General features: G+C 62.6%; 12 protein-coding genes. 4 read left to right on the top strand and 8 right to left on the bottom strand.

Annotation, left to right across the window (positions count from 1 at the left end):
- Positions 1–211 precede the first annotated feature (211 nt).
- From ACYU03_RS05780 to ACYU03_RS05770, 3 genes are all read right to left on the bottom strand, one after another.
- Complete coding sequence (locus ACYU03_RS05780; RefSeq protein WP_461888772.1) at positions 212–1246, bottom strand: GlxA family transcriptional regulator; 1035 nt, start codon at positions 1244–1246, stop codon at positions 212–214.
- A 257-nt stretch (positions 1247–1503) separates the two neighbouring features.
- A complete protein-coding gene (locus ACYU03_RS05775) occupies positions 1504–2481 on the bottom strand; it encodes an alpha/beta hydrolase family protein (protein ID WP_461888770.1) in 978 nt (325 codons plus the stop codon).
- A gap of 24 nt (positions 2482–2505) precedes the next feature.
- Positions 2506–3405: an amidohydrolase family protein gene (locus ACYU03_RS05770; RefSeq protein WP_461888768.1), complete on the bottom strand. Its 900-nt coding sequence runs from the start codon at positions 3403–3405 to the stop codon at positions 2506–2508.
- 272 nt (positions 3406–3677) lie between these two features.
- Between ACYU03_RS05770 and ACYU03_RS05765 the strand changes: the two genes are divergently transcribed.
- Positions 3678–5378, top strand: coding sequence for a SulP family inorganic anion transporter (locus tag ACYU03_RS05765; protein ID WP_461888766.1), 1701 nt, complete (start codon positions 3678–3680; stop codon positions 5376–5378).
- 31 nt (positions 5379–5409) lie between these two features.
- Here ACYU03_RS05765 and ACYU03_RS05760 read toward each other — a convergent pair whose 3' ends face one another.
- The 5 genes from ACYU03_RS05760 to ACYU03_RS05740 all read right to left on the bottom strand — a co-directional run bounded on the left by ACYU03_RS05760 (position 5410) and on the right by ACYU03_RS05740 (position 12114).
- Complete coding sequence (locus ACYU03_RS05760) at positions 5410–7005, bottom strand: alpha/beta hydrolase-fold protein (protein ID WP_461888764.1); 1596 nt, start codon at positions 7003–7005, stop codon at positions 5410–5412.
- A 7-nt stretch (positions 7006–7012) separates the two neighbouring features.
- Positions 7013–9421 (bottom strand): TonB-dependent receptor, encoded by a 2409-nt coding sequence (locus ACYU03_RS05755; protein WP_461888762.1) that lies wholly within the window; start codon positions 9419–9421, stop codon positions 7013–7015.
- Positions 9422–9501: 80 nt separating this feature from the next.
- The gene (locus tag ACYU03_RS05750; RefSeq protein WP_461888761.1) at positions 9502–10464 is read right to left on the bottom strand and encodes a FecR family protein; all 963 of its coding nucleotides are present in this window, start codon (positions 10462–10464) and stop codon (positions 9502–9504) included.
- Positions 10457–10981, bottom strand: a complete 525-nt coding sequence (locus ACYU03_RS05745) for an RNA polymerase sigma factor (protein ID WP_461888759.1) — start codon at positions 10979–10981, stop codon at positions 10457–10459. Before ACYU03_RS05745 ends, ACYU03_RS05750 begins: the two co-directional genes overlap by 8 nt.
- Positions 10982–11073: 92 nt before the next feature.
- Positions 11074–12114, bottom strand: a complete 1041-nt coding sequence (locus tag ACYU03_RS05740) for a glycerophosphodiester phosphodiesterase (RefSeq protein WP_461891404.1) — start codon at positions 12112–12114, stop codon at positions 11074–11076.
- A 185-nt stretch (positions 12115–12299) separates the two neighbouring features.
- Here ACYU03_RS05740 and ACYU03_RS05735 point away from each other — a divergent pair, with 185 nt between their 5' ends.
- From ACYU03_RS05735 to ACYU03_RS05725, 3 genes are all read left to right on the top strand, one after another.
- Entirely contained in the window at positions 12300–13322 is a 1023-nt protein-coding gene (locus tag ACYU03_RS05735; RefSeq protein ID WP_461888757.1) for a DUF4917 family protein, read from the top strand.
- A gap of 86 nt (positions 13323–13408) precedes the next feature.
- Positions 13409–13945 (top strand): RNA polymerase sigma factor, encoded by a 537-nt coding sequence (locus ACYU03_RS05730; protein WP_461888755.1) that lies wholly within the window; start codon positions 13409–13411, stop codon positions 13943–13945.
- Positions 13942–14889, top strand: a complete 948-nt coding sequence (locus ACYU03_RS05725) for a FecR family protein (RefSeq protein WP_461888753.1) — start codon at positions 13942–13944, stop codon at positions 14887–14889. The genes ACYU03_RS05730 and ACYU03_RS05725 overlap by 4 nt, the downstream gene beginning before the upstream one ends.
- Positions 14890–14899: the final 10 nt, after the last annotated feature.

Raw genomic sequence — 14899 nt, 5'->3', positions numbered from 1 at the left:
CCATGGAGGGCTCCAGGGTGGAGGCTGGAAAAAGATCCCACAGATGCCTCAGGCTGCATTGCAAGACATAAGCAGAGTTGCCCGAAAGCCAGCACTGTATAGTTACTAAGCCACCTAACTTACGTCGCAACAAGGTAATGACGGGAGCTTAAGAAGCAGGAAAGTTGACGGGATGGAACAACCGCAAATCAAGAAATCGTTCTGCTAGCGCTCAGGCCTGGCCCATATCAAATTTCCGCCGCTCTTCGCCTGGGCTACAGCCCCAGGCTTTCCGGTACGCACTGCCCAAATGGGAGGCAGATACAAATCCGCATGAATAGGCGATAGACGCAATGGACTTGCTACTTTCCCGGAGTAGCCTGCGCGCCTCCGTCAAGCGCAGCTCAAGGTAGAAACGCTGAGGCGTCATGCCGAAATGCTGGTGCCATAGCCTTTCCAGCTGACGCTGGGAAAGATTGCAGCTCTCTGCCACCTGTTCAATGCTGATGACATGCTCAAAGTTATCTTCCATATGAGCGATCGCCGCCGTGATCCGTCGGTCGTGAACGCCAAACCGCCACTGAATGGACATCCGTTGCTGTTCTTCCGGCCCTCTGATTCTGGCATGCAGGAATTGTTCAGCAACGGCTGCTGCGAGCTTTCCACCGTAATCAACCGATATCTGAGCGAGCATCAGATCGATTGCTGCCGTGCCCCCGGCGCAGGTCCAGCGGTTGTAGTGATTGACGTACAGCTCACGGGTAACTTCGATAGTGGGAAACTCTTCTGCAAACTGGTTTATCGATTCCCAGTGCAGGGTACATTTTTTACCTTCCAGCAACCCTGCCCGGGCCAGAATGAAAGTTCCGGTGCTAAAAGCGCCTACGGTTCTACCCTTCGATGCCGTCTTCTGCAGGAATCGAATCATTCTGGGTGGGCGCTGGTGCTCGATATCCAGGCTTGCAAGTACGAATACACGATCAAGCTCGGGCGCGTTCTCCAGCGACTCGGTATTGATCTCGACACCGCTGCTCGAACTCACGGTTCCGCCCGTTTCGGATAGCAAGCACCACTCATAAAGGGGCTTTCCAGCCAGTCTGTTCGCCGCCCGCAATGGCTCGCTGGCTCCAGCCAGGGCCATCATGGAAAACTGCGGAAGAATGAGCAATCCGATTCGTTTGGGTGCTTCACATTGCGCATTGGCGATCGCTGAGTTGAGCATATCTTCTTTCTTTGAAGCTTCTTGGGGGCGAGATACGCGGAACATTTGCATACCGCCTGGATGGCACGCCAGCCAAGTGGGCGACTTCACTGGGCCATACGGTTCTGGTCGCAGCGCAACGGCAGGTGAATACTGCCAACTGACTCAAGACGAGCAATGTGGACTGCGCTCGCACTTAGCGACCTACAGGGGGAGTTGGCAGGCCAAGAATGGGGGGAAGGTACAATGGGGGGTGCGGGGAGGCAAGCGCTTTTCCGCTACGAGGCCCGAAACTCTAGGCCTCGCAGTTCACGCGTTGAGGCTCAGATATACCGGCGCACAGCTTCGTCGATGTTCTCAATGATGGCCTGGAAAACCGGATGGTCGGCCTGGTTTTGCTGGCCATGCTGCATGTCCGACAGAATAAGCACACCATCACCCGCATCACCGGGGTAGATGCGATGCAGACGTTCGGACTCGCTTGGCATGTGCAGGGTGTTTTGGGCGCCATGGATGATCAGTGCCGGCGGGAAGCCCTGGGCACCCTCGATCGCCTGCTCAGGATCGAACGCAACGTAGGACGTGTACGATTTCGCGGTGACATGGGTGCAGCCTGGCCAGCGGTCGGCTCCGCCTGCCTCGGTGTAGCCTCCCAGTTGAAGATCCACGTACTGCTGAGTCGCTGGGTCGAGCGGATAGTAGCCCAGGCGGGTCGCCTCGGTGCCGGTGTCGAATGGCGGAATCGGATCATCGCCGTTGAGTTCGCGGATAGCCGCGTCGGCGCCCTTCGCATCCGCACGCAGCGATTGCAAATCCCGAATGCTGGTGTAGCTCATCGGCACCCAGAACCTGATCTGCTCCTTGCCGCTTTTGGCCAGCTCGGAGACCGCAGCGAGGCTCGCGACCGAGCCCATTGCCCAGGAGGCCACTACGGGCATCTCACCAAAGTTTTCCCGTGCCCAGGCCACAGCGCCCAAGACCTCATCCTTCTGGTCCTGCAAGCTCACATTGGTCACGGTGATGTCGCCAACTTTGTGAGTATTACGAATGTCCTTGTTCGAGAAGAACCCGGCCACGTCGTAGGTCATCACTCGGTACCCCCTGGCCGCCAAGGCACGACCAAACAGCTGGCCATACATGGAAACCCCACCGGTGAAGCCAGAGTTGAAGACAACAGGCGGCAGTTTTCCAGAAGTTTCGTTGACGCTCTCGGGCTGGAATACTGTGCCTTTCAAGCGCACGGTTTCACCAGCGAAGTTAACGTCAAATTCAATGTCCTGCGTCGATACTTTATTGTTCATGTTTTTCCCGCTTCTCACTCTGGCTTAATCAAGATTGAATAATGTGGATACTGATCCACTAAGAATCTGTTTCGCAGGTACCGAGTTCTGTAGCGATAACGACTCGGCCAGGCGCTGGACAAACTCGAACGCCCTTATTGCATCAAAGTTACGTTCGAACGCTATTCCCCTACTGTCCGTCCCAACATGGGGCGCATCGCTAGCCTGAAGAATCAGCCTATCCGGCCCCAATTCGGACAAAAGGCGCGCAGCGAACGGAACGACTTTTTCCACTTCAATGGAGGTTCGATAACCAGGCCCCTTGAACCAGACGTTGCCGCGCTTTTTCGCCTCCTGTAGCAAAGAAGAAAAAGCCTCCGACTCCGCCCCCCTGGATGCCTGACAAGTTCCAAGGTGGTCGATCATCACTCGGATATGGCGAGGGATCTGCCTGAGCACCAGCAGGTTTGTCTCTGCGTCCTGGGCATATACATGAACGTGCTGGTGGTCACGAATGCGCTCATACAGGGCGTTCCAGACAGCCCCGCTATAGGCGCCCGTACCGATAGATTCAGGCTTCGCATCGTGCAAGACGATCCTCACCCCCGCGACCTGAGGATGACCCAGCCGAACATCCGTAGCATATTGCGGGTCCGCTTTGATCGTGCCGACCAGCCGAATTGCGCCATAAACAGCAGGGTTGCCTGCTTGCAGGACTTTCAGCTCTTCAAATGAAGCGAACACATTTTCGGAGTCAGGCAGAATACTCAGGTGAACGTTGTTCAAGAACCTCGGAACAAAACCAGACCGCTGCAACTGCCCCAGATAATCCGTGAGCGAATGCGGTTTCGGCATACTGTAGGGGAGCTTCCCCTGGACGTTAGCCAGATCCGCTTCTGTATAAAAATGAACATGACTATCGATAACAGATCTTTCGTTTTGCATGGCTGGCTTCCCGCTGTGTTGGCAAAACGATAAACGCAATTTTGCGACGACAACTCCCGTCAACCCGACGGGTCATATCATTTTTTCGCCATCGACTCGGTTTTCACTCTGGCAGGTCTCGGTACATGGCGCTCCTGCAGTCTCATGGCCGGTCATGGCTTTTTTACAGGAGAGACCCGGCTTGAATGCACCTCGCGAAAATCCACTTGCAACCGGCCCGGCTTAAGGCGCAAATAACCCCGCCCCTGTGAAGCACTCGAAAGGACCCGTGCATGTTTCTCTCCCGCTGGCTGCCCGGCTTGGCCAACCTGCTGCACTACCGCCGTGAATGGTTCCATGCCGACGTCCAGGCGGGCCTGTCGGTAGCCGCCATCCAGATTCCCATTGCCATCGCCTATGCGCAGATCGTTGGCCTGCCACCGCAGTACGGCCTGTACGCCTGCATCCTGCCGATGATCGTCTATGCCCTGGTTGGCAGTTCGCGGCAGTTGATGGTTGGCCCGGACGCAGCCACCTGCGCCATGGTCGCCGGAGCCGTGGCGCCCTTGGCCATGGGCGATCTGCAGCGCCTGGCGCAGTTGTCAGTGATCGTCACCGTCCTGGTCGGGGTGATGCTGATCGCCGCCGGGGTGGCGCGGGCCGGGTTCATTGCCAGCTTCTTCTCGCGGCCGATCCTGATCGGCTACCTGAACGGTATCGGCTTGAGTCTGCTGGCCGGGCAGTTGGGCAAGGTGGTGGGGTTCAAGATCGAAGGCGATGGCTTCATCCTCAGCCTGATCAATTTTTACCAACGCCTGGGCGAGATCCACTGGCTGACCTTGGTCATTGGCCTAGCCGGACTGGCCTTGCTGATCTGGCTGCCGCGCCGCCATCCGCGTCTGCCGGCGGCGCTGGTGACGGTGGCGGTGTTCACCCTGCTGGTCGGTGTGTTCGGCTTGGACCGCTTCGGCGTCGCGGTCCTCGGCCCAGTGCCTTCCGGCATGCCGACACTGGCCTGGCCACAAAGCAATCTCGCTGAGATGAAGAGCCTGCTGCGCGATGCCCTGGGTATCGCCACCGTCAGCTTCTGCAGCGCCATGCTCACCGCACGCAGCTTCGCCGCGCGTCACGGCTACGCCATCAACGCCAACCACGAGTTCGTCGCCCTCGGTGTGAGCAACCTGGCTGCCGGGGTGTCCCAGGGCTTCGCCATCAGCGGCGCCGACTCACGCACTGCGGTCAACGACATGGTTGGCGGCAAGAGCCAACTGGTGGGCATCATCGCTGCCCTGGTGATCGCCCTGATCCTGCTGCTGTTCACCGCCCCCATGGCCTGGATCCCCCAGGCCGTGCTCGGCGCGGTGCTGCTGATGGCCGGCTGGGGACTGATCGATGTGAAATCGCTGGGCAAAATCTACCGGCTCAGCCGCTTCGAATTCTGGCTGTGCCTGTTGACCACGGTCGGCGTGCTGGGCCTGGGGGTGTTGCCGGGCATTATCTTCGCCGTGACCTTGGCCATCCTGCGCCTGCTCTACAGCATCTACCAGCCGACCGATGCCGTGCTCGGCTGGGTGCCGGGCATCGAAGGCCAGGTCGACATCAACCGCCACAAGGACGCCCGCACCGTACCGGGCCTGGTGGTATACCGCTTCGACGATGCCATCCTGTTCTTCAATGCCGACTACTTCAAAATGCGCCTACTCGACGCCGTGCAACGTGAAGCCGAGCCCCGCGCCGTACTGTTCGACGCCGAAGCCGTGACCAGCATCGATGTCAGCGGCATCTCCGCCCTGCGCGAAGTCCGCGATACCCTGGCCGCCCAAGGCATCCACTTCGCCATCGCCCGGGCACGGGGACGCTTCCTGCGCATGCTGGTGCGCTCCGGCCTGGCCAGGGAGATGGAGGAAGGCTTGCTGTTCGGCTCGGTGCGGGCCGGGATACGAGCGTACCGGGTGTGGCGCAATCGGACTCGGCGCGAGGCGGTGAGCGACTGAAGGAAAACACCGGTGTCATTCGGGGAGGCTCCTATCTAGGCACACAGGCCTCCGGCACCGCCGCGCTGCCCTTCCCGATCAAGCTGATCAACCCACACGGCAAGCTGCCGCGCCATTGCAGGTAATCATGCCCGGCAGGGTACTCCACCTGTTCGACCGCATACCCCTTGGCCAGCAACACATCACGCATATGCCGGGTGGTGTCGAGGATCTTCGGCCCCTCGAACAGGCCGGAGTGCAGGTAGAAGCGCAACGGCTGGCGCGCTGCCTTGACGTACTCGCGGGTCAGCCAGCCCGGCTCCATGCCTTCCGGGGCCCACCAGTAAGACCCCGAGAGACTCAGCACATTGCCGAACAGCTCCGGATGCTTGAGGCCCAGGTAAGTCGAGGCCAAGCCACCATAGCTGGACCCGGCGATCACGGTGCGCGAAGCGGGGGCCGAGAGGCCATGGCCCCGCGCCCAGGGCATCAACTCTTCAGCCATGAAGCGGGCGAACCGCGGGTTTGGGGGTAGTTCCTGCTGGCGGCTGAGGTCGGTTGGGTTGGCGATGATCAGGGCGGCGGTCGGTGGGATCAGGCCGTCGGCAATCAGGTTGTCCAGCAAGGTCGGGGTCGGCACCTGACGTGTGTAGGCATGGGCGTCGAACAGCACCAGTAGGCTCTGGTCGGCCTTGCCCGGGCGCCAGCCCGCCGGGCGGTACAGGTAGACATCGCGCTCGTTGCCCAGCAACTTGCTGGCCAGGCGCTGGCGCTCCAGGCTGCCGCGCGCCACGCCTGGCCGCTCAGCCACCCAGGGTTGCGGCGCAGCGTCGGGCAGTTCCAGGCGCGAGCGCGACAGCCAAGGGTCGCCGCTGGCATCGGCGAAGGTGTTGGGGTTGAGCGGATCGCGCCGGGTGGTGGCGAGTATCACCCGGCGATCATCGGATGACGGTACATCGGCGGCCATCTGGTAGCTCAAGCGAGCGCCGGCCGGCACTTCGAAACTGCGGTACCAGACGTCGCTGTCACCCAGCCGTAGCAGCGGATCATGGTTGCCCGAGGGTGCGCCGAATACCCGCACATTGTCGCGGGCACCCCGCCAGAGGAAGGTCACCAAGCGCTGTTGCGGCTTGCCTGGGATGGCCTCGACCAGTGGCGTGCCCTGGTCGGCGCGGGCTTGCCAGAAGGCATCCGTGTCCTTGCCCGCTTCGAGTTCACGGACCAGTTCGCGCAAGACCGGGCTGGCCAGCGGTGCAGCCCTATGACGCTGCGCGCTGGCTGCCTGCACCTGGTTCAGGCTCAAGCTGAAACGGGCATCAGGGCGGATCTTCAGTGCCTCGGCGCGCAGGCCATAGTCGCCGTCATGATCGACGACGAACATGAAGTCCCGTGGCTGGTCCAGGCCATCGATCAGCAGGCGCAGCGGACGGCCCTGGCCATCGAGCAAACGCAGGCTGATATCACCCTCCACCCGACCCCGTACAAAATCCCCGGCCTTGAGCGCCAGGCGCCAGACTGGCTGGCCCCCGGCGGTATCGCCGCTGACGGTCTGCCCAGGTTGCAGTAGCGGGCGGCCCGCAGCCATAGCGCTGCCAGCGCAGGTCGCGGCCAGGACCAGGGCGCAGCCCAGGCGTGTGAATCTGTGCATGATCACCTCAGAAGTCGATACTGGCGGAAAGCTTGAGGGTGCGCGGCTCGCTGACCGTGGCGTAGCCGTCGTTGAACACACCGGCCCAGTAGGCTCGGTTCTCCACGTTCTCCAGGCTGGCGCGCAGCATCACCGCCTTGCTCAAGACCTTAGTGCTGTAACGCGCGCCCAGGTCGTATCGGGTCCACTGCGGGATCTTCAACTGGTTGGCGCTATCCAGGTACTGCGAGCTACTGTGGATGCCCAGGGCAGTCAGGGTCAGGCCCTCGACCCAGGGAGTGTCCCACTCGGCGCCGAGGTTGGCCGACCAAGCCGGCACACCGCGTGCGGTGTTGCCATCGAAGGTACCGTCGGCCGTGCGAGTAAGTTCAGCGCGGGTGTAGGTCACGCCACCGAGCAGGCGCACATTCGGGGTGAGCGAGCCGAACATGTTCCACTCGACGCCACGGTTGCGCTGCTCGGCATCGTCGGTGTACCGGTTGCTGGCACTGTCGAGCATCATGCTCGGTTTCTCGATCTGAAACACCGCCAGGGTATGGGTGAACTCGCCCAGGTCCCACTTGACCCCGGCTTCCACCTGCTTGGCCTTGTACGGAGCGAACTGCTCACCATAGTTGGCGGCCGCCTGGTCAGTGACCATGCCTCCTTGGGTCAAGCCCTCGATGTAGTTGGCGTACAGCGAGACCGGCGCGTCCCACGGTTTGAGCACCAGGCCCAGGGCCGGGGTCAGCTTGCGCTCGTCATAGGATGGATTGCTCATTTTCTGCCGCACCCGCTGCGACCGTACGCCCAAGGTCAACAGGACGCGCTCGTCGATAAAGCCCAGGGTGTCGGCCACGGCGAAGCTGGACAGGGTGTTGTCACCGGTCTTGTCGCTGGAGCCATGGTCGCCGGCAATGACCGGCTTGCCCGGATGATAGATGTTGGTCACGTACTTGGGACCTGTGACCGTAGCCGCACGGCCGATGTTCTGATGCAGCAGCGTGGTACTGAGCACCATTTGGTGACTGACCGAGCCGGTCATGAAGTTGCCGCGCACACCGGCTTCGGTGGAAAGGCTGTGGGTGTAGCCGGCCTGGTTATAGGTTTCGCCGCTAGCATCGCCGTTGGCGTTGGTGACGATCACCCGGGTGCCGTTGAGAAACCCCTTGTAGCGAGTGCGTGCGCTGCCGACGCTGGCAAAGGCGGTCCAATCGTCGTTGAGGTCGTATTCGCCGCGCAGCACCACGGCCTTGCTGACCTGCTTGGCATCGATACCCTCGAGGATATTGGTGTCAGGCTTGGGCGCCTTGGTCACGTAGCCCAGCTTGCTGAAGCCGGCCATCATCGGGCTGCCGTTGTCGAGCTTCTCATGGGTTTCGTAGGCATCCAGCTCGAGCTTCCAGCCGTCACCACGATAATCCAAGCCCAGGGAGGCCAGGGTGCGGTCCTTGGATTGCCCATCCACACCAGTGTCACCGCTGCCATAGACGCCGTTGAAGCGAATACCGAAACGTTGCTCGTCCCCCAAACGCCGGCCCAGGTCGATGTGCTCGGCCCAGTAGCCGTCGGAGACATAACTGGTGGTCAGGCGGGTCAGTGGCGCCTCGGCAGCGCGCTTGGGCACCAGGTTGATCACCCCGCCGACACCCCCATTGGGCGCCATGCCGGTGAGCAACGCGCCCGGCCCTTTGAGCACTTCGACCCGTTCGAGGAACTCGGTCGGCACATGGCCATCCGGCGCCAGGCCATAGAGGCCGTTGAGCGCCAGTTCGGTCGAGTCCAGCGCATAGCCGCGGATCATGAAGTTCTCGTAAGCATGCCCTTCGCCGGTGCTGAAGCGGATCGACGGGTCATTGCGCAATACAGCGCCAACGGTGCCGCTCTGCTGGTTCTCGATGTTCTGCGAGGTGTAGGCACTGATGTTGAATGGGGTGTCCATGATGTCGCGGTTGCCCAGCATACCCACCCGTGCGCCACGGGCAACCTGGCCGCCACTGTAGGCCTCCGGCAGGTCACTGCCCAGGCCGTTGGCGTCGATGTTGGTGGCACCGAGCGTCAGCGCGCCTTCCTCGGCCGTGCTGCGCAGGATGATCACGCCGTTCTCCTCGACCGCCGCCAGGTCACTGCCGAGCAGCAGTTGCTGGAGTGCCTGCAGCACCGTGTAGCGGCCCTGCAAGGCCGGAGCACTGCGCCCGGCGAGCAAACGGCTGTCAGCGGCGATGGCCACGCCGGATTCATGGGCCAGCGCATGCACCGTGGCTTCGAGGGACTGGCTCGGCAGGTCCAGGGCAATGGGCCGACTGTCGGCCAGGGCTACGGCAGTCGGCAACAGGCTGGCACTGCCCAGAGCGCAGGCCAGCGCCAGGCGACGCAGGGTGCCGGGGAACAGCGCGAGAGCGGCCGGGCGGGTGGCCTGGGCGGAGAAAAGCGACATGGTCTGTCCTTGCAGAAAGAGGGGTTCACTGCTGATGACGGCGTCGCAGCGCTTTACCCCTCAAAACTTTTTCGCCGATTTCAGCGCCGCTGCACCAGACGCCGCTGGCCTTGATCGACCAGGCGGACCGGCAGCACCCTCGGTAGCGCCTCGAGCAGCACCTGGGGCTGATGGCTAGGGAAACTGCCCGTCAGATGCAGGCTGGCGGCCGCAGGATCGACCACCAGGGGCTGCTCTACGTAGGCATTGAGCTCGGCAATCACCTCGTCCAATGGCGTATCGGTGAAAGACCACCAGCCGCGTTGCCAGTAGCGCACGTCAGGGCCGAACTGAGCGCCCTGCTGCAGCGGACCGAGACGGCCCTGGTCGTCGAGGCCGATGCGTTCTCCAGCCTGCAACACCTGTTCGCGCCCCTGCAGGTCACGTACCTGGACCCGTCCGCGGGCCACCGCCACCTGCACCCCGACACCCCGGTCCGTGACGCTGAACGCCGTACCCAGCACCTGCACCATGCCCAGGCGGGTACTGACCAGGAATGGCCGCAACAACTCGTGGGCGACGTCGAAGTAGGCATTGCCATGCAACAGCAACACCTCGCGCTGACCATGGCTGTAGCGCACGCGCAGGTTGGTTTCGGCGGCAACCAGCAGTTGGCTGCCGTCCGGTAGGCCGAGGCTGCGCGACGCCTCGGCATGGGCGGTCTGCAGGTCTTGCTCGAAAGGCTGGGTACGCTTGAACATCCAGCCCAGCCAGCCACCGGCGGCCAGCACCACGGCCAGCGCTCCGCCCTGACGCAGCACGCGCCGACGACCCGGGTCATAAGGTTCAGGCTGCACTGCACCGCGCAGTTGCGGGGCCAGGCGGTGTACCAATTGCCAACGCTGTTCGGCCTCCTGCCAGGCCAGTTCATGCTCCTCGCTCTTACTTCGCCAGCGCTGCACCTGGCCGCTGACCTGTCGCACACGGTCAAGATCGTCGCTGTGCAGCGCCGCCAGGTAGGCCAGTGCCTGCTGCACTTTGCGCGGAGAAACCGGCTCAGCCATGGCGGCCAGCCAGACGCAGTTCCGACAGGTCGAACACGGCACGGGCGATGTGCAACTCCACCGACTTGGCCGAGAGCCCCAGGGCCTCGCACACTTCACGGTGGCTCTGCCCGTGCAGACGCACCCGCACGAACACCTCGCGGCGCAGGCGCGGCATGCGTTCGATGCGCTCGATCAGTTGCTGCAACTGCTCGCGGGCGATGATGATCTCTTCCACACTCGGGCTCAGCAGCTCGGCCCGGTTCAGCCAGTCCTCCAGCGCGGCCAGCTCGGTGCTGCGCCGCCGGTACTGGTCGATGCACAGGTTGCGCGCGGCCTGGAACAACAACGCCCGGGCATTGAGCACCGGGGCGTTCAAGGCATGAGCATAGGCCTGGGCGAAGCTGGACTGGGCAATGTCAGCAGCATCGTGGGGGTTGCGCAGGCGGCCACAGAGGTAGCGGCGCAGGTCACTGTAATTGACCAGCAAGTCGTGGACGACCGCCTGGAAGGCCGGCGTGCCGCGGGTCCAGGGCATGGAAAGGGCAGTCATTGAGCGTGAGGTGAATGAATATCACTAATAGGAATTCATATCATTCTCACACATGTGATCCTACGCTTGCCAGCACCTCAATAACCGAGGCTGCGCAACAGTTGCGCTTCGCTCCGCTCGACGGGGCGCCCGTAGTAACGCAGCAAGGCACCGGCGCGGTTGGTGAAGAGGCCATCCACTCCGGCGGCCATGGCCTTCTCGAAGTCCACGGGTTCGTCCAGGGTGTAGACGTGCACCAGCAGGCCTTTGTCATGGCTGAGCTGGTTCATCCAGGGCTGGATCAGGTCGGCATAACTCTGTTCGCCACCGCCGGTGCGCGCCGCCGAGGGGCCAGTGCCGATGGCGCCAGCTTGTACCGCGAAGTCCAGCCATTCTTCGAATTCCGCGCGGTCCCTGGGTTGCTGGCGGGCGTAGAACGCCGCCTTGTCGTCCTCACCCGATTCGGCAAAGCTCTGCCCCGAAGCCGGTTCGATATAACCCTTGCCGACCCACAGCAACAGGACCTTCGGGGTTTGCGGCATGGCCTTGTGCAAGAGCACCAGGCTATTGCGGTCGAAGGTCTGCAACACCACCCGACCTGGCCGGTCCAGCCAGCCACGGGCCTGCAGGCGCGCCCTCAGGTCTTCTTCGATACCGGGGAACTGGCTCGGCACCTTGGTCTCGATGTACAGCCCCGGCTGGCGCTCGGGATTGCCCTCGGCGATGTCCAACACCTCGTCCAGGGTCAGGATCTGCAGCTTCCTGAACGATGCCCGGGCGCGTTCAGGATAGGCTTCGTTGAACCAACTGCCGGCGTCCAGGGCCTTGAGCTCCGCCAAGGTGAAGGCGCTGACCGGGCTGTCGTACCGCTCGGGGTAGCGTTCGGCGACATCGCTGGTGCGCTCCAGGGTATCGTCATGGACGGCCACCAGCACGCCGTCACGGGTGCGCTGCAAGTCCAGCTCCAGGTAATCGGCACCCAGTTCACGGGCCAGCAGGTAGGCCGGCGCCGTGGATTCCGGCGCGTCATGGGAAGCGCCGCGATGGGCGATCACCGCGGGATAGGGGATGCCTTGGACGGTGGCCAAGGCCTTGTTTTCCTCGGCGCTGGCCGATGCTGCCACCAGTAATGTGCTCATGGCCCACTGAATGATCCTGTTCATCGCTCTCCTGTTTTACCGCTGTCCTGGGGTTGCAGCATTGACGCAAGAGCCAAAGTCCGCGCCTGTCCATGGCAAGGCTTTGCCCTGCACCGCCAGCCTCGCACACAACCCATGACATGCTAAAGTCGCGGCGTTTGCTCGCCATGCCCACGGATGCCCCCATGCCCCACGCCACTCTCGACGCCCACCTGCCTTCCTGGCCGGAGCTGAACGATCGCTACCCTTGCCACGCCCTGCTGCTGGGCAATGGCGCCAGCCGCGCGCTGTGGAAGCTGTTCGGCTATTTCTCGCTGTTCGAGCAAGCCCAGCAGGTTCGCTACAAGGCATTGGGGGTGAGTGACCAGGCGCTGTTCAAGGCGCTGGGCACCGAGCTGTTCGAACCGGTGCTCAGCACCCTGAATACCACGGTGCGGGCCAACGCCGCCCTGGCAATCAGCTCCACCGCGCCGCTGAACCGCTACTACGCCATCAAGGAAGCGCTGATCCACGCCGTGCGCAGCCTGCACATCCCCTGGCCGTTACTGCCTGCCGACACCCTGCAGGCGCTCAACAGCGAGTTGCGCAATTACCGCAGCGTCTACACCAGCAATTACGACCTGCTGTGCCACTGGGCCATCGATCATCAGCCTGAAGGGTTCGCCAACCTGTTCGACGACCAAGGCTTCTTCGACGTGCGCCGCACCCTCGTCGAGGGCACGCGCCTGCTCTACCTCCACGGCGGTCTGCACCTGCTCAAGCAGGCCGATGGCACCACGCGCCAACGCAGCGCCGAAGGCAGCGAACTGCTCGACGGCTTCGCCATCAACACCCCAGGCGAGGTTCCCCTGTTCATCAACGAGAGCAGCAGCGACGACAAGTTACGGGCCATCCGCAGTTCAGACTACCTGTCTTGGTGCCTGGGCGAACTGGCCCGCGAAAGCCAAGGCCTGTGCCTGTTCGGCCAGCACCTAGGCAAGGCCGACCAACACCTGCTGCAGGCCATCAAACAAGCGCGCCCGGCGCATCTGTCCATCGCCATCCGCCCCTTGGGCGAGGCCTCGGTCGTCAGCCAGAAACAGCACTATAGGCAACAGTTCAGCGATACCCTAGACTTGCCTCTGTACTTCTTCGACGCCAGCAGCCACCCGCTGGGCCGTCCTGGGCAAGAGATCGATGTACCGCCCAACCATGGCAAGCGTCGTTGAGTGGTTGTTCAAGACCCCATAGCAAATAACAATTATTCTCGTTAACATCCGCACCCTTCTCTCTGGCCCGTTCCGGAAAAGCGTGCATGCAACGCCTCAAACCCGACCCTGTCGCCCATGACTCCTGCCGTGGGTTCTACGCCGATATCCTGCATTTCCTGCGCAAGCGCATGGACAATGCCAGCGATGCCGCCGATATGACCCAGGATGTGTTCACCCAATGGCTGGGCTACCGCGAACGGGCACAGGTCCAGCAACCACGGGCTTTCCTGTTCCAGATGGCGCGCAACCTGCTCAGTGATTACTGGCGCCGGCAGAAGGTCCGCCACGGCGTCCTGGCTGAAAACGACACTGGCGCCGAACACCCCGCAGCCCCGGCCAACGATCCGTTGGAGCATGCCCAGCGGCTGCAACGCCTGGAGCAGCTCAGGCAAGTGCTCGCCGAACTCTCGCCGCGACGCCGCGAAGCCCTTATGCTGCACCGCTTCGAAGGCTTGACCCAGGCACAGATCGCCGAACGCATGAACATTTCCGTAAGCATGGTGGAAAAGCACATCGCCGCCGCCCTACTGCATTGCAAACAACGCCTGGACAGCGACAACGGCAGGGAGCGACCAGAATGAACCCCTCCGACGAAATCGATAAGCGCCCGACCGACGCCCAGGCGGCGAGCTGGTTTGCCCGTAACCACAACACCCCATCGGAGGCCGACAGCAAGGCGTTCGCCCGCTGGCGGCAGGACCCGGAAAACGCCCGCGTCTACAGCCAGTTCGAACAGGTGTGGGACGACCTGGCAGCGCTAGAGGAATTGAACAAGCCTGTGCAGTTCCCGGTCCGGCGCGCGCCGCGCTGGCGGCCTGCTCTGGCCACAGCGGCGGCGCTGCTCTGCGCGCTACTGGTCGGCAATCCCGGCGCCTCCAATGCGCCTTACCAGGAACACCTGGCTGCCAGCGAAACCATGCGCAGCCTGCGCCTGCCGGACGGCAGCCAGTTGTCTGTCAATGCCCAGACCCGCCTGCGCCTGGATTTCAGCGCCGAGCGCCGGCTGATCCACCTCGACCAAGGCCAGCTGTACATCGACGTGGCCCCGGACAAAGAGCGTCCACTGTACATCGATGCCGGCAATGCCCGGGTACGGGTAGTCGGCACCGGCTTCGACCTGCGCCGTGGCCACAAGGAACTGGTGCTCAGCGTCGCTCATGGCCTGGTGGCCTTCGAGGCGTCCGGCGGTCAACATCCATCGCTGTTGCTCGGCGCCCGCCAGCGTGCCACCTACGACTTCGAACACGACAGCCTGGTCCGCCAGGAGCTCGGCGACCAGGAGGTAGCCGATTGGCGCAGCGGCCATGTCAGCTTCCGCAATCGAGAACTGGCCAGCCTGATCGACGAGATGAGCCTCTATCGCCAGGCCCCCGTGCTGCTCGCCGATCCGGCGCTAGGACGCTACAAGGTCTCCGGCAACCTCGACGTGCATGACCCCGATGCCCTGCTCAATGCCCTGCCAGCCCTGTTGCCGGTGAAGACCGCCAACCTGGCCGATGGCCGCCTACTGATCGAACGCCGATAGATTTTTGATA

The sequence above is a fragment of the Pseudomonas sp. X10 genome, assembly GCF_054889225.1.
Note: the sequence above shows the minus strand (reverse complement) of the source record. Positions and strands in the feature narration are given on the sequence as shown.

Excerpts from the sequence above, each read along its gene's own strand:
- ACYU03_RS05780 (WP_461888772.1), bottom strand. The coding sequence starts at position 1,246 with ATGTTCCGCGTATCTCGCCCCCAAGAAGCTTCAAAGAAAGAAGATATG.
- ACYU03_RS05775 (WP_461888770.1), bottom strand. The coding sequence starts at position 2,481 with ATGAACAATAAAGTATCGACGCAGGACATTGAATTTGACGTTAACTTC.
- ACYU03_RS05770 (WP_461888768.1), bottom strand. The coding sequence starts at position 3,405 with ATGCAAAACGAAAGATCTGTTATCGATAGTCATGTTCATTTTTATACA.
- ACYU03_RS05765 (WP_461888766.1), top strand. The coding sequence starts at position 3,678 with ATGTTTCTCTCCCGCTGGCTGCCCGGCTTGGCCAACCTGCTGCACTAC.
- ACYU03_RS05760 (WP_461888764.1), bottom strand. The coding sequence starts at position 7,005 with ATGCACAGATTCACACGCCTGGGCTGCGCCCTGGTCCTGGCCGCGACC.
- ACYU03_RS05755 (WP_461888762.1), bottom strand. The coding sequence starts at position 9,421 with ATGTCGCTTTTCTCCGCCCAGGCCACCCGCCCGGCCGCTCTCGCGCTG.
- ACYU03_RS05750 (WP_461888761.1), bottom strand. The coding sequence starts at position 10,464 with ATGGCTGAGCCGGTTTCTCCGCGCAAAGTGCAGCAGGCACTGGCCTAC.
- ACYU03_RS05745 (WP_461888759.1), bottom strand. The coding sequence starts at position 10,981 with ATGCCCTGGACCCGCGGCACGCCGGCCTTCCAGGCGGTCGTCCACGAC.
- ACYU03_RS05740 (WP_461891404.1), bottom strand. The coding sequence starts at position 12,114 with ATGAGCACATTACTGGTGGCAGCATCGGCCAGCGCCGAGGAAAACAAG.
- ACYU03_RS05735 (WP_461888757.1), top strand. The coding sequence starts at position 12,300 with ATGCCCCACGCCACTCTCGACGCCCACCTGCCTTCCTGGCCGGAGCTG.
- ACYU03_RS05730 (WP_461888755.1), top strand. The coding sequence starts at position 13,409 with ATGCAACGCCTCAAACCCGACCCTGTCGCCCATGACTCCTGCCGTGGG.
- ACYU03_RS05725 (WP_461888753.1), top strand. The coding sequence starts at position 13,942 with ATGAACCCCTCCGACGAAATCGATAAGCGCCCGACCGACGCCCAGGCG.